Below are 19,275 nucleotides of genomic sequence, written 5' to 3' on the forward strand. Positions count from 1 at the left end.
GCCGCTTTTGACGTTATCTCGTACGAGACCATGAGTTGACAGATGGAACCTCGCTGGGCATCGACCACCATATGTCGCAACAGAGAGCAATCGCCCGAGTGGGACAGCCATGTGATTCTTCAGTGCCTGTGTGCCCGGCTGGCAATCAGCCCTATGACACCAGCATATTGACAGACAGCGCATTCGCACGGTGCAGCACTCTCAGAACCCGGAGCACTATCAAGTCGCAGGGCTTATTACCTCAAGGGCTCATGCCTGTCATGGTCGGTGCATCTTGGCTAAGCACAGCATTCAAGCCATCCTCATAATGGAAAGAGGCGGCATACCGCTCTTCTTCCTGAAACTTGACCCTAGAGCCCAAGACCTCGACCCGCTGTTGGTGTCCGGTTTCTTCTCAGCCATGCAGCTGTTCTCAAAGGAGGTAATTGATGGCGTCACTCCTGTCTTCCAAGTCGACTATGGTGCCAGGCTCTTCACGGTGATCTCAGGTGAGTCCACCGACTTGGTGGCAATAAGCGAAGGCAGATGGGAAGAGGGGACATCCGGTCTGCTTCTGTCACTGCTACAGGAGTTTGAGCAGGTCTGGTTCAAGAACCTGACCCACCAAGAAAAGGACCACCTCAACATCAACACCTGTTTCCCATCCTTCAGGGAGAGTGTGATCCATATGCTCGAGGTGCGAAACATCTCAGAGACGTGGGTTCCGTTCATCCGGGAGGAGCGTGGACGCGAGATAGACTCCTCCATGCTACCCACACTTGACCTGATAGACGGGAATCGGACCGTAGAAGTGATAGCACAGGAGAGCACACAGTCACGCGACGAAGTGATAAGCAGACTCACGTTACTGTGGGCGCTGGGTACCATCGACTTCAGGAATGTCCTCAACCCGGACGATGTCGTTGTCGCTACCTCTCGCCTCGACAGACTCCTCCAGAGCTCCTCACCTCAGAGGATAGAACTGGCCAAGAAGTCGGCTGAGACAGTGCTCATGCTTTCTCGTCTGGTGCCGCTTCTTGACGGAAGAAGGACAATGGGTTCGGTCCTTGCTGCTCTGCGTGAGCACTACAGCGAGGAGAAGGTCCGGGGAGCTCTCGACACTCTGCTCTCGCTCAAGGCCGTCGAGACTCTATCACCAGAGAAGCGGAGGATACTGCTCCTAAAGGAGGCAACTGACATAGCAATCCGGGTTGCAGAAAAGGCATATTCCAAGACCGCTGTGTCAAAGGCCATGGAGGGGGTATTGAATAAGATGGGTACGGCCGAGGTTGCGGGAGACCTCATGATGTCAGAGAACTCCTGGACCGTCAATTACGGCATCCGCCTATACGAGGGCATGAATCCACGGCGGCTCATGGAGGTGTACGCGGAATGGATGAAGGTACTTGCGCAGTTTGTGGAGGCACTTGACGCAGAGGGGAAGAAGAAGTACATCGAGGGACTGTGCGAAGCGTATCAGGAATACCTACTCCAGAGATACGGCAGCGGTGACCTGCGAGGCTTCGAGGAGATGACTTTCTGGTTGGAAATGGCAAGTGCGGAGCGTTGACAACATGAACGAGACGAGGACCCTAGACAGACCAATATACAAGATTGCAGACATCTTGGGCAGAAGAGCTCAGACTATATACGGGAGGCAGACTGTGATTGACCTCTGCTCGAAGGCGGGCGTTTCTCTAATGGACGACTACGACGACGACATCAGAGACGTCGATAGCGATGAGGCTCTGATGGACTTCGTGACCAGGTATGCTAGGATGAGCCCAGCTGCCCGACTGACGGTCTTGACTCTGGCAAAGCAATACGGAGTCACACTTCCCGAGGAGCTCACCAAGAAGAGGAAACACTCACTCAAAGAAATAGTTGAAATGCTCGTGCAGTATCTTCCCAGACAGCCATAGGACGCCCAGCAGAAAGACTGAACTAGAGGATTGTTGACTCTGAAGGACGGTTGCGACAATGAGCCCACACTATCTGTTCAAGGTCATCCTAGTCGGGTCCGCTGCGGTGGGAAAGACTAGCATGGTACTCCGGTACACCACAGGCAGATTCAGAGAGTACTATGCACCGACCTTGGGTGCGGACTTCGCGACCAGAGCTGTGGAGACCAGTAAGGGGAAGGTCAAACTTCAGATCTGGGACCTCGGGTCGCAGGACTTTCTGGGCCGCGTCAGGGCCAAGTACTACCGCGGTGCACGCGGCGTCCTCTTCTTGTACGACGTCACCAACAAGGACTCGTTCCGCGAGATTGAAGCGTGGTGGAAAGAGGTCACATCAAACGTAGAAGACACATTCAACATCATTGTTGCCAACAAGACGGACCGCTCAGACAGGATCATCTCCACACAGGAAGGAGAAGAGCTAGCATCCAGGTACTCTGCTGGCTACATGGAAACATCCGTGAAGTCGAACGAGGGGGTCGATGACCTCTTTGCACTCATGGCAAAGCGAATCGCAGAAGCGACTATCTAGATAGACGGTAAGCGCTCGATGTCCATCACTGTGAAACTGACAAAGACGGATACGAAGGCATCACTGCATCCTGTCTGACTGGAGAGTCACTCTGGGGGAAGTAATGTTTCGTTCCACATCCAGTCTGACTGAAGCGTTGGCAGTGCCTCCGGTATCCATCGCTTAGCGAAACCCTTGGTCCCAGGTTCCAATGAGCAGTGACTACTTCAGGTGAATGGCGTTCTTTGGACAGACGGTCACGCAGTCACCGCACCGGGTGCAGAGGTCAGTAAACGCGACGTCGACACGCCACTCAGTGGGATCTTCGCTCACATAGTCTGGTGAGTACATCATGAACAGGGCTGACGGACACACCTGAAGGCACTTCTTGCAAGCCCTTGGGTCCCCGCATATGGCGTGATCAACAAGGATGCGAGTCCGCACTACCACGCCTCCTTCAGAGCAGGGAACGCTACCCTGTCGACCAGCGATATTGCGCCCTCGGGGCAAGCCCGAGCACACAGACCACAACCGAAGCACTTCCACTGATCGATGAACGGTCGAGTCATGGAATCCACGAAGGTGATTGCTCCGAACTGACAGTGGGATGTGCAACTCCTGCATCCTGTGCATTTTGAGAAGTCGACTCGCGACACGTACTCGCCCTTGAGCAGTGCCTTGAGGCCGTATGCGGTACGAATGCGAGTGGCTGCACACTCGGGCAGTTCACAGCTACACAGAGCTGCAACGTATGGACTGGGGCCCATCCACACAGTGTTGATGCGTCCTCGGTCCTCCATCTGTTCGACAAACTCCTGAGCTGTACCTACGTCAAGTCTTGTTGCTCCACCTTCAGGGATGTATCGCGGCAGGCGCGGGACCATCTCCGCGAGAGCACCGAAGGCCAGACAGCACTCGTCTTTGACTCCACGGGTCATGTGTCTGCAAGCACAGTGCACTCTGATGATTGGGTCGGCCAGTTCGAGTATCTTCTTCGCATCGCTCAGCGGGACCACCTGTCCAGGATGACCCTCTGCTCGTCGCGGGTTTCTTCCTGCCAGAGGCTTCTCCTTTCGAAACCATGAGTTGATGTACCAGTGGATGAGCCTTCCCAGAACCGGGGTCCTGAACTTGTAACCGGGTCCCTTAGTAGACATCCCGTAGATACGTTGCAGATAGACCTTCTCGAACTGCTTCCAGAGCTCGTAGATGTACTCGTGTGCCCCGACTTCCCTTGCAGTCTCCTCCAGGTAGTTTCTGGAGTTCAGATACCACCTACCTCCAGCCCCGTGCTTGAAGCAATAGTCACACATCTTCTCTCACCTGGATTCATCTGCACTGCCTCTAGAAGAACCGACCTAAAACTATCTCGGCGTGGATGGCAGCAACGGGGTCCTGCAACGTAACGCAGGGGATAACCCAGTCCCATGACTCTGGCATCTAGCCTCGCAAGATGGCCTGCGGAAGTGCTGGGCGGCTGTGGTAGGCTGACATCGTTGCTGTTCTTCATGGTAATGCCATACGTCGTGAAGTACTGGCCCATGCCCATGCCCTCTGGGAGGAGAGCATTCTGCTTGTGTCACCTGCTTGATATCGCCCGTGATTGCATGCCAAGACACCGCGCCATGCGGGCGCAGGACAGCCAAGGAATGCTTTTCTGCTGCGCCGAGTAGCTCAAAGAAGGCACGAATCGGAGTGCGTGTTGACCGGAACAGGCCAATCGAGATGAAACATCAATGAGCCTGCAGACTGCAGCAAGATCCCCCACTTACAAGGTCATCATGATGGGGCCCGGAGGATGTGGAAAGACCAGCATAGCACTCAGAGTCACACAGAACCGCTTCCAAGATGACCTGCGAATGACCATCGGAGTCAACTTCCACTCACTTCGAGTGGAGTGTGAGGGGAAGAGCGTGAATCTCGTACTGTGGGACCTAGCAGGACAGCCGCGGTTCAAGGATGTCGTAGCCGGCTACTTCAAGGGGGCACACGCAGCGATTGCAGTATACGATGCGTCCCGCCCAATGACTCTCGCAGATCTTGACGGCTGGATTGAAACCGTGAGCCTTCAGGCACCGAAGGCGAAGCTGGTCGTGGTGGGCAACAAGACGGACATAACTGACGGCTTCAGGGTGTCGTTCGATGAGGGCTCTGAGTTCGCACTGAGGCATAACGCAGTCTTCTGTGAAGTGTCCGCAAAGACAGGCGAGGGGGTTTCTGACCTGTTCAAGACGACGGCATGCGGTATTCTGACGAATGCGAGCGGCCCGGCATGAAGAAAGTGTATCCCTGCAGGTCAGCGTCTCGCCCGTGAATGTTCTGCATACCCCCTGCATCAACACTTCCTCGACTCCCACCGCCACATTCGTTCTGCATGCCAGGCCATTGACCTACCATCTCATGTGGTAGTGCCAGTGTCGCGAGTGGGACGTCATGCTACCGGGATGCTGTGTCTCATCCTTGCACGCCGGACGCCACGCTGAGCTGGCCGGGTGCTCACGCGTTCAGACGCCCGCCGTCACGGTCTTCATCTGTGCACATCGAACGATTGACGACGTCGTTGGACTGAAGTACCAACGACTACCTGCCCATCATCCGCTGCCCTGCCCAGGCGCCGCCTTACCCAGCCATCTGTCCAAGCGACCGGTCAGGCCGGACCAGAACAGCCCGATGCCGATGGTCAGAATCGGATAGGAATAGACTGGGTCGAGGTTCACCGCCTTGACCACAGTATAGAGAAGAATCCCGAGGGTGAGTGAAAGGGCTCTGTAGGGTGCTCCTCCCTCAGTCCTTGTGAGCCACCATGCCCTGAGGAAGACCACTACAGGGATGACAAGGACCAGGATGAATGAGATGCCCAACACGGTCAGGATGTCAGTCAGTGACCACGGGTCAGCGGGATAGGCAAGGTAGAGGTAGATGGCCGCAGGAGTAATCAGGATGGGCGGCACCAGGACAGTATTCCTCCAGCCTGCAGCAAGAAGAGCAGTCATTGCAAACATGGTCATGAACACCATGCCACTTGCCATGCTAAAGTAGGTGGTATTGATTTGACTTACCAGCCCTCTGCTTGCCAGAGTGCCTATGAGCTGGTCAGAGGCCACTGCTGAAAGGGCGACTATCAGCATCAGTGTTGCAGCGGAGTGATTCTTTCTCCAGCGACCATACAGGTACGCGGCTGTTCCTGTCGCCATGGCCGCTCCCAGAGAGCTGATGCCGACAAGTATGGCCACTACTGGTTCGGCCCATACACCACCCCACTGGATAAGGCTCACAGCAATGACTGGGCTTGCCAGACTGGCTCCGTAACCGATGAGTTCCAGAGACAAGTCTTGTTCGGTGTTAAGAAACGAGAAGATGACCATGCCGGCACCGAGCACTGCCGGGTATATCATCGAGAGGTCCATTGGTTCACCAAGACTGTGAAAGAATCTGAGAACGTAAGGAATCTGAGCAAAGACCGCAGCAGCAATAGCAAAGCTGGTTGGACGTTTGGTTTCGCGGGCCACGTAACCGAACAGAATCCCTACCGATAGGAGGAGCAGGACCAGAAAGACGACTCCTACTGCCTCGAGGAAGAAGATGCTCAGGGCCACTCCATAATAAAAGGACGCCCATGTCACAAGAGCATAGACAGTCAGCGGAGCTGTGTACCGTCGGGTCTGCCCGGTTATCAGAAGCACTGCCAAGGCGAGCAAGACACCCTCGATCAGCACGCCTATCCACACGGAGGTTCTGTCAAAGGTCAGACTGAGAAACACGTCGCGGTAAGCCGAGTTGAGCACTACGAAACCGAAGAACGCGTAGCTGGCCGCGATATAGTAGAGCACCGCGAATGGCCTCTTCTCTTCAGTAGAGAGCCCCAGTCTCTTCATCCGAGTGTAATATGCAATAGTACCAGCAGCGACAATTACAGCCGCACCCAGATAGAGTTCAGTGTGACCAAACCATGTGGACATCTCTAGAACACCTTCTCTCCCCATTCCTTCGCCTTTTCACGTATCTCGTCCAGTGTCGACTTCGACCACTTGAACAACTCCTGCTTCGCCATTTCCGAAGCCTCATCCCCGATTGCCATCAGGTCCTTCAGCAAGCAGACGAAGCCATCATCAATGGGACCAACCTTCTCCGAGAGCATTCGCACAACAGCCCTATGCCTTGTTTCCGCCTTGGTATCCGCAACAGTGTGCAGAGTCACAACGTAGCCATCATTGATTCTGCTCATCAGGAGTTGCAGCTCACCAAACTTCAACTCGCGCACTTCATCGCCTGATACATGCTTCACGAAGATCTGCAGAGCTGAGAGAAACCCGCCGAATAGCATTGCGTCGCCCTTCAGGTGCTCGAATCCAACCGACGCTCTAGTAATGCCAGCATCATCGATGACGAAGATCCCTTCCATGTTACCACATCCAGATGTGCAGCGATTCGGCCCTTTTATCCTGGATATGGGCAGCCATGCCGCTCTTGTCCAAAAACACTGAAAGGCAGCTGTTCGTTTCAATCATCCTCCGGTTACAAAGAGTCGAGCCAACGCTTAGTCTTCTGAACACTCTCTTCATCAATGGTTGAAGCCTCAGCTGCCAGTTCCACATCACGTATCTCGAACCGTGCGTCAACATACGCCACAATCGAGTGACCGTTCTCGCACTTTGCAGCGACCATGACTGGATGCTTCTTCGCACTCAGCACGAGATCTTCTTCAATCTCAATGCGAATCCTCGTGCCGTCCTTGCATCCGGGACAAGGTACAGGTTTCAGTGTCCTTTTTCCCAAGGTGGGTCTCCTCGATTCTAATCGCCGATTCGCTGTACTGAGGGGAGGGGTGATATTAAGTACTTATCCTTTCCTCGTAACAAGAACATCATGTCCGGAATCGACATCAGTCGTTCATTGTGTCCTGTGACCAGTATCGAAGGCAACTGGCGCCATAGACCTCTAACGAGAGTACAGTTGTGAACGGTGCTGCCAAGTACTACTGCTGAGCAATGTGATCCGATGAGACCGAGGGCGGCCAAGTGCCTGTCAACCTCATCTGCGGAACGGTGTTAGGCAGACAGCAGTCGTGTTGAAAGTCAGGTGCTCCGTCGCATGATGTGCGAGGGAGGCATGGAGACGTCTCATTACGTCATCAGACCTCGACGAGTCTTTGCGCGATTGATAGTTCGGCCGTGGGTTTCTGGCCCAACATGACAGATCCAAGCAGACTGCGGGATGACTACCACCAGCAAGTTTCATATGGGTCATGCATGACGTACACGAGACTCAAGATGAAGTCCAGTGTGCGAGGACCAGTGGGCAAGACAGTGCTAATAGGCGAGGGTGGCGTCGGGAAGACTAGCCTTGCTGTCAGATACACAGAGGACCGGTTCGACGAGAAAATGAAGATGACCATTGGAGTGAACTTCGCATCCAAGAAGGTCAAGCTCGAAGGCAAGGAGGTCACGCTCCTCATATGGGATCTCGGAGGCCAACCGCGATTTCAGGAGGTCGTTTCAAGTTACTTTGTTGGGGCCCTACTGGCCATCGCTGTGTACGAGGTACCTACGCCCTACACCCTATATCGATTGGAAGACTGGATTCGGCGTCTTCATGAGAGTGTTCCGGACTGTCCAGTCTTCATAGTAGGCAACAAGACGGACGAGAGGGGAGATGGCTCCGTCACAGAGTCGCAGGCGATGGAGTTCGCTGCCAAGTACGGTGCGCGACACTTCTTTGTCTCAGCCAAGAATGGCACAGGAGTAGAGGACATGTTCAATGCAGCAGCAGCTCTGGTAGCACAGAGGCTGCGATGACATCAGAAGTTGGTCGAATGACAAACGTGGTCACGCTACAGAGTTCGGATAGGGCTCTGTGGCGTCATCGAAGGAAGGGATAGTATTGACGCGAGTAAGCCTTGCACCATTCAGGTGCCCAGCCTGTCCAGATGGGAAGCAGGTAATGATGGAAGTCGATGACGAGAAGATTCAAGCCGCAAAGAGGTTTCCAACACCCGTGACAGCCAAATGCACGAGAGGACACGCTCTTGTAGTCTTCGTGGATAGAGACCTTCGAGTTGTCGATGTGCAGACTGCTCTTTCCGTGTCGGAAGGGACGAAGGATGCCGTCGAACGGGCCAAGGGATGGTTCGAAACGCTCTAGCCTTGCAGACCAGGGCAACAGCGACACAAATAATCTTATTATTCGTCATGCATCAGTCGAATCCATCCAGTTATCAGTCGGGACCAACTGGTATTTGGACAATGAAGTACAGACTTGCGGGGACAGCGAATATGCATGGTGCCTTTCTGATGAGCCAGCAAGGGGAAACCCTCGCCTCAGTGGGAATGGACAGACTTGGCATGGACACTTCGGCGTTTGGCGGCTTCGTAAGTGCAGTCCAGATGTTTGCGAAGAAGATTGCCAGCAATGAGTTGAGCGAAGTCAAGATGGGGAAGATGAAGATGATAGTCAGCCGTGCAAAGGACAACTATGTCGTCACCTTGCACTCTGACGACGACGAGATGGCGGCAAGAGAGAACAGCACCATCGCACAGATTCTCTCTTCGGAAGAGGGGGTGGCGTTCGATCAGGTGTTAGTAGACAGGGTGTCCCAAATCGTGCCGTCAGACCACAGTCTTCCTGAGGAAATGAGAGAGAGCCTCCTCGACTGGTCTCGAAAAGAGTTGGAGCATGCAAAGAGAGCGGCCAGCGACTGGGCCAAGTCGGTCTTCTGAAGGTGATTAGCAATGCAGGTAACGCCAAGTGCAGTGTATGAGATGGGAAACCTGTACTTTGGGGCAGCCAATATCGTTGCGGCGCTGACGATCGTCCTGTATAGTATCAGGAAGTCACGGCTGGCAGAACCAGAAACGAAGAGCGCATTCCGCCCGCTGATTGTCATTGCCATGGCATTCCTGTCGCTCGGAGTGGGGTACATCCTCACCTCCTACGAGAGCAGGTTTGGAGTGGTACTGCTCGTCAAGGAGTACTACTTGCTGTATCTCTTCTTATTGGCAGAGCTCATCCTGCTCGGATTGTCTGGAAGCATGGTACTAAAGAGGCGTTACCCCTTGATTGGGGCCACTGCAGTAAGCGGCATATGCGCAGTTCTGCTTGCTGCAGCGATTGTGCTGACTCTCCAGTCAGGTTCAGACCCCGTGGCGGACATGTACTTCTTTGCAGGCTCACTGATCCGGTCAGTGACCCTAACCTTTGTGTCTGCAGTATTCTTATGGATAGCATACAGTAACAGGCGAGGCACTTCCACAGCACTCGGATTTGCTCTAACGGTGCAACTGCTTGCTCTGCCAGGGTTGTACACGGGGCCCATCGCCACGGCTCCGCTAAACATGATTGCCTACTTCTTCTCACTGATGGGACCTGCAATGGTGACCTTCGCGTTTCTCGTGCCAGAGCAGGATGTTTCACTGGAGCTGTTTGGCTACGGTGCCAGTTTCTCCGGACCAGTCATGATTGTCGCTGCACTCGAAGGCATGGGCTACGGAGTTATCTTTCCACAGTCAATCTATGCCGGCTTCGCAGGTTTGGCGGTCATGGTATCGTCTGCCACAGCCGCGTACCTCTACGGTCGATGGCGTCAGTCAAGACAAACCCCTACACTTGCGTTGACCCTCTCATTCGGACTCCTGTCCGGTTCACACATGTTCGGAGTGCTAGCAATGTCGGGGGCAATGCCGACTGCACTCGGACTGCATATCGAACTAATCGGAACAATGATGGCGTTTGCACTCTTCTCAAGCGTGGCTATCAATGCCGCAGGCCATAGGACACTCGGCGCGTTCCCATTTCTCATAGCAGTCCCAGCAATAGTTCTTGCGTCTGCTAATTACCCTGATTCCACGTTGTACTTGATTACAGAGGGTGCATTCATGGCCGTGCCCCTAGTCATCCTGTTCATTACACCCTCGATATTCTACCTCTTGGTGTGGAGAAACATGAGAAGAACGGGAGCGGCAGGCTCCTCCAAGCCGCTCTGCCTAGCAGTCGGAGTCCTTGCGGTGATAATGATTCACATGACTGCAGTCTTTGCCTCCATGGAGGGCCTCCATGCAGGATATGCACTGGCTTCAGCACCATACCTCCTGATGTGGTTGGGTCTTACTGGAAGACTGGAGCCTAGAGTACGAGGGCCAGCTCGCACTATCAATCCCCAGTCCGTTTCAAGTAATAGACACGAAGGTGCAAACACTGCAGATTGAAAGCGTCGTGATGCGAACATTCGACCTAGACTTCATCTATTTCGACATTGGCTTAACAGCCGTGTGGATGCTGATTCTCTGGAGGAAGAACAGACGACTGCCCATTGTATTCGGTCTGATGGGCTTCGTGGTCTATCTCATCTTCGACTATGGTATTTGGTACTCCCTGCTTCACACAAGGGTCTTCTATGAACTGCCGACATGGTTGAACCCATTCACGTTTCTGCTGTACTTCTCATTCACCTATGGGATGGTCCAGTTCTCCTATGTCACACTGATACTGACAGAGCAGCCTGACAGGAACGAAATCATCTTCTTCTCGGCACTGCTTTATGTGGGATGGCTCGCAATAGGGCTTGCTTCTCAGCTCATTCCCATGGACGATGCCCAGATCTCTATCGCCCGGATTATGACTGCACAGCGCGGCATTCAGGCGGTCGCAGTAGCTGTCGAGTATCTTGTACTGCTCGCATTAGCGCAGAGGGGAAAGATTGGACTCACATTTCAAAGAGTCGTGTTCATCTTCGCAGTCGGGGTGTTTGTGCACTTTTCGATGGAATCGACCCTGCTGATCGTGGGAGTCCGTAACTTCAGCTTGTTCGACTTGCTGTTTGACAGCCTGCTTGAGTTCAATACAGGTGCCCCCGTGCTCTACATTCTAGGACACTACGCCCGTCAGTTCATGCACGCAAGGGCAGACTTGACACCAGGGCCAGAGGGCCCGGCAACCACCACAGGAAAGACCATCGGCAGCGGCGGGGTTTCATCATCGTCTAAGTGCTCGTAGTTCAGAGTGCCTGACACCTTGCAGACGACATGAGTCAGAATAAGGAAGTCATCCTGCCTCGACCGTGACACGACCAGATGTCGTGCGCATCGACTGACCTCCTGCATAATGGATATCAGGTGCTCTGGAGGCAGTAGGTGACGAGTATGAAACGCAAAGCTCGAGCCTCTCGACGGAGAACAGCAGAGTACTCAGACCAATGGACTCCTGATAGGATTGAGCGAGAGGAGTTCCCTCGCTTGGTGCAGTCATTAGCAGCCAGGAGCATATCGTTTGTTGCCCAAGAAATCCCACATGAAGAGATGGTGATGCAAGCCAAGTTCCTCCTCGATCGACTGAATCTTCACATGGTGAGCGATGTGTCATGGTACTCTGATGGTCTGCTCAGGGCGGAGGTGGCCGGGTGGGGCCGCTCAGCTGACTCGAAGAAGCACTTGGGCGTGAGGATTGAGATGGCGCAGTCTCACGGGGGAAAGAGTGTCAGATGCCGTGTCTGGACCTTCTGCGAGTCGGACGTGGATGCATCGGAGTGGTTGATGCGCGTGCATGAAACGCTGAGCGTTCAACGCCACATCTAGCGCTCGCTGGTCGCCGGCATCACAAGTCAGCGTCATGCAAGCGCCCTAGCCAGTGTAGTTTGGGGTCGTTCCACTACGAGTCTGCTGTTGCACAGCATTGGAAAGCGAAGAGGGCAAATGCTAATGGCGTGTTGGGCGGTCCTAGCGAGTGGGATCACGGTCGATGGAGCTCGCAGAGAAGATAAGGTACACCCTGAAAGGAGAGATGGATGAGTCAATCCGCTTTCTGCTTCTCTTCGGCTCGCAAGCGTCTACCACAGCTGGTCCTCTCAGCGACATCGATGTTGCGGTCTACATTGGCCGTTCAGTCTACAAGAGAGATGGTCCTCGGGCAGCTCTGAAACTGGGTGTGTTGCTGGAGAGAGGGCTTAAGACCGAGGATGTCGATGTGGTTGTCCTGAACGGGGCCAATCCCGCGATGCGGTTCAACGTCATCCGTGCGTGCGTTCCTATTGTAGTGCAGGACGAGGGTGAGTACGAGGACTTCGTCGTGAAGGTGCTTTCTGAGTACTACGACTATCTGCCCTTCTTGGAGGAGCAGTTTCGTGCAGCCAGAGCATCACTGGAAGAGGGTGCGGCACAGTGAGTGATTCCGAGCTCAAGTCCCGAGTCCTCTTTCTCCAAGAAGCACTCAGGAAGCTCGGAGAGATTGCATTGGCTAAGAAGGAAGACTTCTTGGCCAAGTACACGCTTCGCGATTCTGCTCTGCGAAACTTTCAGGTTGTAATCGAGTGTCTCACAGATATCGGCAATTACATGCTGAGGCGGGGAAAGCAGAAGACACCTGAAACCCGAGCTGAGGTGTTTCAGCTGCTCTGCCGTGCCGGGCACCTCCCTGCGGAGCTTGAGAACGACCTAGTCGAGATGGCCCGATTTCGAAACCTGCACGTACACACCTACTCCGCTGTGAATCTCTCCTATATGTGCGAAACACTTCAGCGACGCCTGACCTTCTTGAAGAAGGTTGCAGCTCTAATCACGAGGGTATGCAGCAGCCGCCCATGAGTTGGACAATCATGGACTTTACTGAGTGGAGTTCACATACGTCCATGTCGAGATGGAGAGCTTGAGGTCGGCCTGACACATCATGAGACCTCAAGGAGTGACCCCAGTATCGTTTCTGGGAGTGACAAGACTCCTGTGTCTAACTTTGTCCAACTAAAGATAAACGGCTGCACAATCGATGACATCCTGAAGATAGCGGGAGCGGCAGTCCCGCTCTCCGTCATCGGGAGTCCTCAGCAATACTGACTGATGCTGGTGCTGCATTGGGCGCGGCAGGGGCCAGTGAAGGTACGATAGAGTGAGTCAAACGCCAAAGTTAAGTGTTGAATGGGGGCAGACCGCTCCGAGGTCACTTCATTGCGAATGCTCCAGATACACTCTGATGGTTTCTCATTCGAGGTAAAGAGGAAGGCAATCAAGAACGCAGAGGAGACAGAGTCCAAGAACTACTCGACCGACGCTTCATGTCTCGTGAACTTCATCGCATCTGAGGCCTCGGACGAGACCGATTTGGAAAGAGCATCGCAGCTCACAGCAGACATGATTGACTCCGCAGCACAAGAGGTCAGCGAAAAGAACATCGTTGTATACCCATGGGTGCACCTGACCGAACGACCCTCTCAGCCAAGTGTTGCCCTGAAGCTGCTGAAGAACGTCGAGAGAATACTGAAGGAGCGGGACTACACTGTATACAGAGTCCCATTCGGCTGGTACAAGGCCTTCACAATCCATTGCAAGGGACATCCTCTCGCGGAGAGGTCAAAGACACTAGACGTGACCACACTGAAAGAGAAACCGAAAGAGGGCGTCAGGGAACAGGAGGCGGCCCCGGGTGAAGACCTTACTGCGCTCAAGGCTGAAGAGAAGGCGTCGTCAAGGTTCTACATAATGGAGCCAGATGGCAAACTTACAGACCACGACAAGTTTGACTACACTGGCTACGAGGAGCTTCGCATATACGTCAAATACGAGACCGCCAAGGATAGGACCGTGAGCGAGCCACCTCCGCACATTGAACTGATGAAGAACCTCGAACTCGTGGACTACGAGCCCGGTTCAGACGCGGGCAACTTTCGGTGGCCTCCGAGAGGCTTCACACTGAAGAGAGCCATCGAAGAGAGAGTCACAGCTGAGATGCTTGACTACGGCGCACACATGGTCCAGACTCCACTGATCTATGACTACGCTCACCCGGCGCTCAAGTCATACATGCAGCGCTTTCCATCAAGACAGTACATTGTCAGGTCAGGAGAGCAGAACTACTTTGCGAGGTTTGCCGCGTGCTTTGGCCAGTTCCTACTCGCCTCGCAGTCGCTCATCAGCTACAAGCAGCTTCCTCTGAAGCTCTTCGAGATCGCTCCGTCATACCGGAGGGAACAGAGCGGCGAGCTGGCAGGGATGAGACGACCCCGGGCATTCACCATGCCAGACATTCATGAGATAGTCTCGGACTTTGCCATGGCCAAGGAGTCCTCAATGAAGCAGCTGAGATTCATCAAGAAGCTGATGGATGAGCTTGAGGTGGATTACGAGGTCGCCTTCAGAGTCCTGAGGTCCTTCCTTGATGAGAACCGGGACTTCATCAACGCGGTAGTCAAGTTCATCGGCAAGCCAGTCATGCTGGAAGTGTTCGAGGAGCGGTATGCGTACTTCGTCTTCAAGGGAGAATGGAATGTTGTTGATGACCAGCAGAAGTCCGCATGCCTCGCAACCATGCAGATTGACGTTGAGAATGGTGAACGCTTCAATATAGTCTACGTGGACGAGAGAGGCAAAGAGAAGCACCCTCTGATAATGCACACCTCGCCCTCAGGATCGGTCGAGAGAGTGCTGTATGGCGTCCTCGAACAGGCACACAAAGACAAGAAGAGAGGAAAGAAGCCCAAACTGCCTCTCTGGATGACTCCGGTCCAAGTCAGACTGCTGCCAGTAGATGACGGTATGATCGAGTACTGCATGGGTATCGGCGAGGAATTGATGAAGGCTGGAATCAGGTACGAAGTAGACGACAGGACTCTTACAGTGGGCAAGAAGGTGCGTGCTGCTGAGAAGCTCTGGATACCTTACATCTGTGTTGTCGGCGAGAACGAGAAGGCGAACGGGATTCTGACCGTGAGGAAGAGAGAGACGGGCGAACAGACAGAGATGAAGGTCTCGGAACTCGTGAAGGAGATATCCACAAAGACTGCGTTTGCTCCTAAGCAGCGGCTTCTGATGCCCTCGCTGATATCGAAACAGCCGATCTTCTCAAGAGAAGTGTAGAACCACTCCCTTGTGAGGTCCGGTTCGTCAACTCAGATACACACAGAGCAAGACACACGTGTCTTGTCACCCCTGGTCAAAGATCCTGTGGTCGCGCCCTGATATCAGTTGAAGAGTCGCGCGAACCCGATTGAGATGTTCCCTAGCCTTGACTCGAGGCATTCACGACATGTCTGCAGATGTGCAGCTTGTCGGCAGCTGTTCCAGATTCGGTCAGTTGTTCCACAGGTCAGTAGGAACTGTTTTTAGTTGGCCTTGGCATTGGATTGTACTACAAGGAGCGAGTACGAATGAAGTGTCTTGTCTTGGGAGCAGGACAGATGGGCAGAGGTGTGGCCTATGACCTGGCCCGAAACGACGATGTTGAAGAGATTGTGATTGCGGACATTCGGCAGGACCAAGCAGGGGCACTGGCCAAGTGGATAGGACCGAAGGCAACAGCTGAAACCGTCGATGCACGAAGCGAAGCTCAGCTGAAGAAGCTCTTCTCGAAAGTGGATGCAGTAGCAAGCTGTGTGAGCTACACTGTCAACTTGCTGCACACGAAGCTGGCAATCGAAGCTGGTGTGCACATGACAGACTTGGGTGGGAATCTTCACATCGTCAGGAAACAGCTTGAGCTGCACGACAGGGCCAAGTCAGCAGGCGTCACAGTGATTCCTGACTGTGGTCTCGCGCCCGGCATGACCAATGTGCTTGCCCGGGCCGGGATAGACTACCTTGACAAGGTGGAGGTCGTCAAGATACGAGTGGGAGGGCTTCAGCAGGAACCAAGGCCGCCCCTGAACTACTCGCTCATATTCTCCGTGGAGGGTCTCATAAACGAATACGTCGAGCCGTGCATGGTTCTCCGCGACGGAAAGATCGTGTTTGAGGAACCCCTCGTCGGATTCGAACAGATAGTCTTTCCCCAGCCCTTCGGCACACTGGAGGCGTTCAACACCAGTGGCGGGTCCTCGACACTCCCCATCACATATGAGGGCCGGGTCAAGAGCCTTGACTACAAGACCATCAGGTATCCGGGTCATGGTCACAAGATGTGGTGCCTGATGAAGCTCGGGTTCATGGACAGCACGGAACAGGACTTTGACGGAGTCAAGGTGGCACCAAGGAGGATTCTAGAGCGATTGCTGGAGAGGAATCTGCCTGCCACGGGCAAGGATGTGACTCTTATTCGAGTCATAGTCCAAGGATGGAAGGGGACGGAGTCAAGGAACATCGAGATGGAAGTCATTGACTACTTCGATGACACCACAGGACTCACGTCCATGATGAGGACAACATCCTTCTCACAGGCAATCGCTACCGCAATGACTGCAGATGGTACAATAAAGGAGCGCGGAGTCCTTCCCCCGGAACTAAGCATACCCCCGGATTCCTTCATCGAGGAGCTGCGCAGACGTGGGATAGACATCAAGAAGCGGGTGTTTTGACACAGGTCATGAAATGAGCCTGCACAGGGAAGCTTGATTTTGCGGCTTCATCTGCGTCATCACCTGTGAGTAAGCACTCCGAGACGACCAGCATGATTGACTACGAAGACATGTACAGGAGAATCCAGCACGCACGGGAAGTGCTGAAGGGCATTGCGAAGAGGACTCCAGTGGACAGGTCTGGAGCATTCAGCGAGATAACCGGTGGGGAGGTCTTCCTGAAACTGGAGAACATGCAGAGGACCGGGTCGTTCAAGGTGAGAGGCGCCACATACGCTATCTCGCAGCTGACACAGAAGCAAAAGAGCGCAGGGGTCATAGCTGCGTCGGCGGGTAACCATGCGCAGGGCGTTGCTCTTGCCGCATCCAAACTCGGCATTGCATGCACGATAGTCATGCCTGTCATCTCGCCCATCGCCAAGATACAGGCCACGAAGTCGTACGGTGCCAATGTCATACTTCATGGGGTCTCCTTTGATGATGCCCTGGCGGAAGCGACGGAGATTGCAAAGAAGACTGGGGCGACGTTCATCCATCCATTCAACGACCTGAACGTGATTGCTGGCCAAGGGACGATTGGACTTGAGATACTTGACGAAGTCCCGAATGTACAGGTGGTAGCAGTCCCTGTGGGCGGTGGAGGACTATCAACCGGCATCGCAATTGCCATCAAGCATGAGAGACCGGACGTGTGTGTGTTCGGCGTTGAGGCGGCAAGCGCGCCGTCCATGCTCGCTTCGCTCAGAGAAGGAAGACCTTTGATGGTCGGCGACATCGACACCATATGTGACGGGATTGCGGTGAAGAAGCCGGGTCCACTCACACTTGAGATTGCAAAAGACAGGCTCGACGGGGTCGTGACCGTCGAGGAGCTGGAGGTCTCAAGGACTCTGTTTCTTCTGTTAGAACGCAGCAAGATAGTGGTGGAGCCAGCAGGTTGTGTGGGTCTCACTGCAATGCAATTCGGAAAGGTTGATGTCAGGGGCAAGGTCGCGGTAGCCGTACTGTCGGGGGGAAACATCGACATGAGCATGATGTCAAAGATTGTGGACAAGGAGCTTGTCCGACTAGGAAGGTGCGTGCGACTCAGAGGGTCCATACTCGACAGGGTGGGAAGTCTGAACAAGGTTCTCACGGTTGTCGCGGAGTCGGGCGTGAGTGTCATCGACATCAGACATGACAGGAGCGATCCGTTCATTCCGCCCAACAGAGCGGAGCTCCTCATGTCTGTCGAGGTCCCCGACCGGAGCGCACTTCAAAGACTACTGAACACGCTTGACGAGCATGGTATGCACTTCGAGGTGTATGAGGACTAGCGAACAGCGGTCAAGCGAGTACGCCGTTCCAATACACCTGCGCCATCTTGTCAGAAACAACATGGTGTGGTCCGAAAGAGGCGGTTCAATGACTCATCCTATTCTTCACATCAGTCGCTCCCCAAGGCTTCCCGGACACTGTGAGCATGTGGCACCCGCTCTTCGTCCTGCTGCCAGTGTCCGTTGCTAAGCCCCGCACAAGGACTGTGGTAGCCTCGCGACTTGACTACTTGATACGCTTGGACAGTCGCTCAATCATGTCCTTTGTCATCTTGGCCAGGTCGAAATCGGGTGCCCACCCCCACTCTGCACGAGCCACTGAGTCGTCGATAGATGCAGGCCAAGACTCCGCAATCTTCTGTCGAAAGTCCGGTTCGTAAGTTATCGTGAACTCAGGTATTATCTCCTTTATCTGTGCAGCCAACTCGGCGGGCGTGAAGGACACTGCAGTGACGTTGAAGCTGCGATGCTTCAGGCGACTGGCATCTGCCTCCAAGAGCTGGTATGTCGACTTGATGCAGTCCGGCATGTACATCATCGGCAGTCTCGCATCGTCCTTCAGGAAGCACTTGTATCGCTTGTTCTTGATTGCCTCATAGAAGATCTCCACTGCGTAGTCGGTGGTGCCGCCACCAGGAAGCGACTCAGAGGAGATGATCCCCGGATATCTGAGAGAGCGGAAGTCGACTCCAAAACGAATGGCATAGTACTCTCCCAGCAGCTCGATGGCCACCTTCGTCACGCCGTACATTGTGGTTGGCCTCATGATGACGTCGTTGGGCGTGTTCTCCCTTGGCGTGCTCGGACCGAAGGCAGCAATCGAACTCGGAATGAGCACGCGTTCGAGGCCCAGCTCTCGTACGGTCTCAAGCACGTTGAACGCACCATCCATGTTCGTTCGGTATGCCATCTGGGGGTTCTTCTCGCCAGTCGCAGACAGAACAGAAGCATTGTGAATGATCATGTCGATGTCAAGGTTCACGCATAGGGTCTGCAGCTCGTTGAGGTCAAGGACATCAAGATGATAGTAGGGTCCATCCTCAGTCAGGACCTTCGGTGGCTTCTTGCGGCCAGTCGCAACGACGTTGTCACCACCATAGCGCTTTCTAAGGGCCCCAACCAGCTCAGTGCCAATCTGGCCGTAGCTTCCAGTTATCAGAATTCGCTTCTTCATTGGACCACCTATTGTTCGGTCACGAGCTGAGAACGGACTCAGTCTTCAGACCGGGACCGTATTGGCCC

21 protein-coding genes are annotated in these 19,275 nt (G+C 54.1%); 15 read left to right on the plus strand and 6 right to left on the minus strand.

Annotated features, from left to right (window positions below; all coding sequences use genetic code 11):
• Window positions 1-274 precede the first annotated feature (274 nt).
• Genes HXY34_03595 through HXY34_03605 form a run of 3 tightly spaced genes read left to right on the plus strand, consistent with a single transcriptional unit; the run spans window position 275 to window position 2,472 of the window.
• Window positions 275-1,549 carry a hypothetical protein gene (locus HXY34_03595; protein NWF95204.1) on the plus strand — a complete coding sequence of 425 codons (1,275 nt, stop codon included), beginning with the start codon at window positions 275-277 and terminating at the stop codon, window positions 1,547-1,549.
• A 4-nt stretch (window positions 1,550-1,553) separates the two neighbouring features.
• Window positions 1,554-1,901 (plus strand): hypothetical protein, encoded by a 348-nt coding sequence (locus HXY34_03600; protein NWF95205.1) that lies wholly within the window; start codon window positions 1,554-1,556, stop codon window positions 1,899-1,901.
• A gap of 58 nt (window positions 1,902-1,959) precedes the next feature.
• Entirely contained in the window at window positions 1,960-2,472 is a 513-nt protein-coding gene (locus tag HXY34_03605; protein ID NWF95206.1) for a GTP-binding protein, read from the plus strand.
• 201 nt (window positions 2,473-2,673) lie between these two features.
• Here the strand turns inward: HXY34_03605 and HXY34_03610 are convergent, their stop codons facing one another.
• Window positions 2,674-2,895: a 4Fe-4S binding protein gene (locus HXY34_03610; GenBank protein NWF95207.1), complete on the minus strand. Its 222-nt coding sequence runs from the start codon at window positions 2,893-2,895 to the stop codon at window positions 2,674-2,676.
• Window positions 2,895-3,764 (minus strand): 4Fe-4S binding protein, encoded by an 870-nt coding sequence (locus HXY34_03615; protein NWF95208.1) that lies wholly within the window; start codon window positions 3,762-3,764, stop codon window positions 2,895-2,897. Before HXY34_03615 ends, HXY34_03610 begins: the two co-directional genes overlap by 1 nt.
• Before the next feature lie 423 nt (window positions 3,765-4,187).
• On the opposite strand from HXY34_03615, the gene HXY34_03620 reads away from it, so the two are divergent.
• Complete coding sequence (locus HXY34_03620) at window positions 4,188-4,727, plus strand: GTP-binding protein (protein NWF95209.1); 540 nt, start codon at window positions 4,188-4,190, stop codon at window positions 4,725-4,727.
• A gap of 315 nt (window positions 4,728-5,042) precedes the next feature.
• Here HXY34_03620 and HXY34_03625 read toward each other — a convergent pair whose 3' ends face one another.
• From HXY34_03625 to HXY34_03635, 3 genes are all read right to left on the minus strand, one after another.
• Window positions 5,043-6,410 carry a hypothetical protein gene (locus tag HXY34_03625; GenBank protein ID NWF95210.1) on the minus strand — a complete coding sequence of 456 codons (1,368 nt, stop codon included), beginning with the start codon at window positions 6,408-6,410 and terminating at the stop codon, window positions 5,043-5,045.
• Window positions 6,411-6,412: 2 nt separating this feature from the next.
• Entirely contained in the window at window positions 6,413-6,853 is a 441-nt protein-coding gene (locus HXY34_03630) for a hypothetical protein (protein ID NWF95211.1), read from the minus strand.
• 113 nt (window positions 6,854-6,966) lie between these two features.
• On the minus strand, window positions 6,967-7,227 hold the full coding sequence (locus HXY34_03635) for a hypothetical protein (GenBank protein ID NWF95212.1): 261 nt from the start codon (window positions 7,225-7,227) through the stop codon (window positions 6,967-6,969).
• A 473-nt stretch (window positions 7,228-7,700) separates the two neighbouring features.
• Here HXY34_03635 and HXY34_03640 point away from each other — a divergent pair, with 473 nt between their 5' ends.
• From HXY34_03640 to HXY34_03690, 11 genes are all read left to right on the plus strand, one after another.
• The gene (locus HXY34_03640) at window positions 7,701-8,246 is read left to right on the plus strand and encodes a GTP-binding protein (GenBank protein NWF95213.1); all 546 of its coding nucleotides are present in this window, start codon (window positions 7,701-7,703) and stop codon (window positions 8,244-8,246) included.
• A gap of 85 nt (window positions 8,247-8,331) precedes the next feature.
• On the plus strand, window positions 8,332-8,592 hold the full coding sequence (locus tag HXY34_03645; protein ID NWF95214.1) for a hypothetical protein: 261 nt from the start codon (window positions 8,332-8,334) through the stop codon (window positions 8,590-8,592).
• Window positions 8,593-8,741: 149 nt separating this feature from the next.
• Entirely contained in the window at window positions 8,742-9,167 is a 426-nt protein-coding gene (locus HXY34_03650) for a hypothetical protein (GenBank protein ID NWF95215.1), read from the plus strand.
• A 12-nt stretch (window positions 9,168-9,179) separates the two neighbouring features.
• Window positions 9,180-10,652 carry a hypothetical protein gene (locus HXY34_03655; protein NWF95216.1) on the plus strand — a complete coding sequence of 491 codons (1,473 nt, stop codon included), beginning with the start codon at window positions 9,180-9,182 and terminating at the stop codon, window positions 10,650-10,652.
• A gap of 7 nt (window positions 10,653-10,659) precedes the next feature.
• Window positions 10,660-11,439, plus strand: coding sequence for a hypothetical protein (locus HXY34_03660; protein NWF95217.1), 780 nt, complete (start codon window positions 10,660-10,662; stop codon window positions 11,437-11,439).
• A 146-nt stretch (window positions 11,440-11,585) separates the two neighbouring features.
• On the plus strand, window positions 11,586-12,017 hold the full coding sequence (locus tag HXY34_03665) for a hypothetical protein (GenBank protein NWF95218.1): 432 nt from the start codon (window positions 11,586-11,588) through the stop codon (window positions 12,015-12,017).
• Between the two features lie 148 nt (window positions 12,018-12,165).
• Complete coding sequence (locus HXY34_03670; protein ID NWF95219.1) at window positions 12,166-12,603, plus strand: nucleotidyltransferase domain-containing protein; 438 nt, start codon at window positions 12,166-12,168, stop codon at window positions 12,601-12,603.
• Window positions 12,600-13,022: a DUF86 domain-containing protein gene (locus HXY34_03675; GenBank protein ID NWF95220.1), complete on the plus strand. Its 423-nt coding sequence runs from the start codon at window positions 12,600-12,602 to the stop codon at window positions 13,020-13,022. The genes HXY34_03670 and HXY34_03675 overlap by 4 nt, the downstream gene beginning before the upstream one ends.
• Window positions 13,023-13,379: 357 nt before the next feature.
• Window positions 13,380-15,284 (plus strand): threonine--tRNA ligase, encoded by a 1,905-nt coding sequence (locus tag HXY34_03680; GenBank protein ID NWF95221.1) that lies wholly within the window; start codon window positions 13,380-13,382, stop codon window positions 15,282-15,284.
• A gap of 290 nt (window positions 15,285-15,574) precedes the next feature.
• Window positions 15,575-16,717 (plus strand): saccharopine dehydrogenase NADP-binding domain-containing protein, encoded by a 1,143-nt coding sequence (locus HXY34_03685; GenBank protein ID NWF95222.1) that lies wholly within the window; start codon window positions 15,575-15,577, stop codon window positions 16,715-16,717.
• Window positions 16,718-16,827: 110 nt separating this feature from the next.
• On the plus strand, window positions 16,828-18,033 hold the full coding sequence (locus HXY34_03690; protein ID NWF95223.1) for a threonine ammonia-lyase: 1,206 nt from the start codon (window positions 16,828-16,830) through the stop codon (window positions 18,031-18,033).
• A 226-nt stretch (window positions 18,034-18,259) separates the two neighbouring features.
• Here HXY34_03690 and HXY34_03695 read toward each other — a convergent pair whose 3' ends face one another.
• Window positions 18,260-19,207: an NAD-dependent epimerase/dehydratase family protein gene (locus HXY34_03695; protein NWF95224.1), complete on the minus strand. Its 948-nt coding sequence runs from the start codon at window positions 19,205-19,207 to the stop codon at window positions 18,260-18,262.
• Window positions 19,208-19,275 lie beyond the last annotated feature (68 nt).

The organism is Candidatus Thorarchaeota archaeon (assembly GCA_013388835.1).
Lineage (GTDB): Archaea > Asgardarchaeota > Thorarchaeia > Thorarchaeales > Thorarchaeaceae > JACAEL01.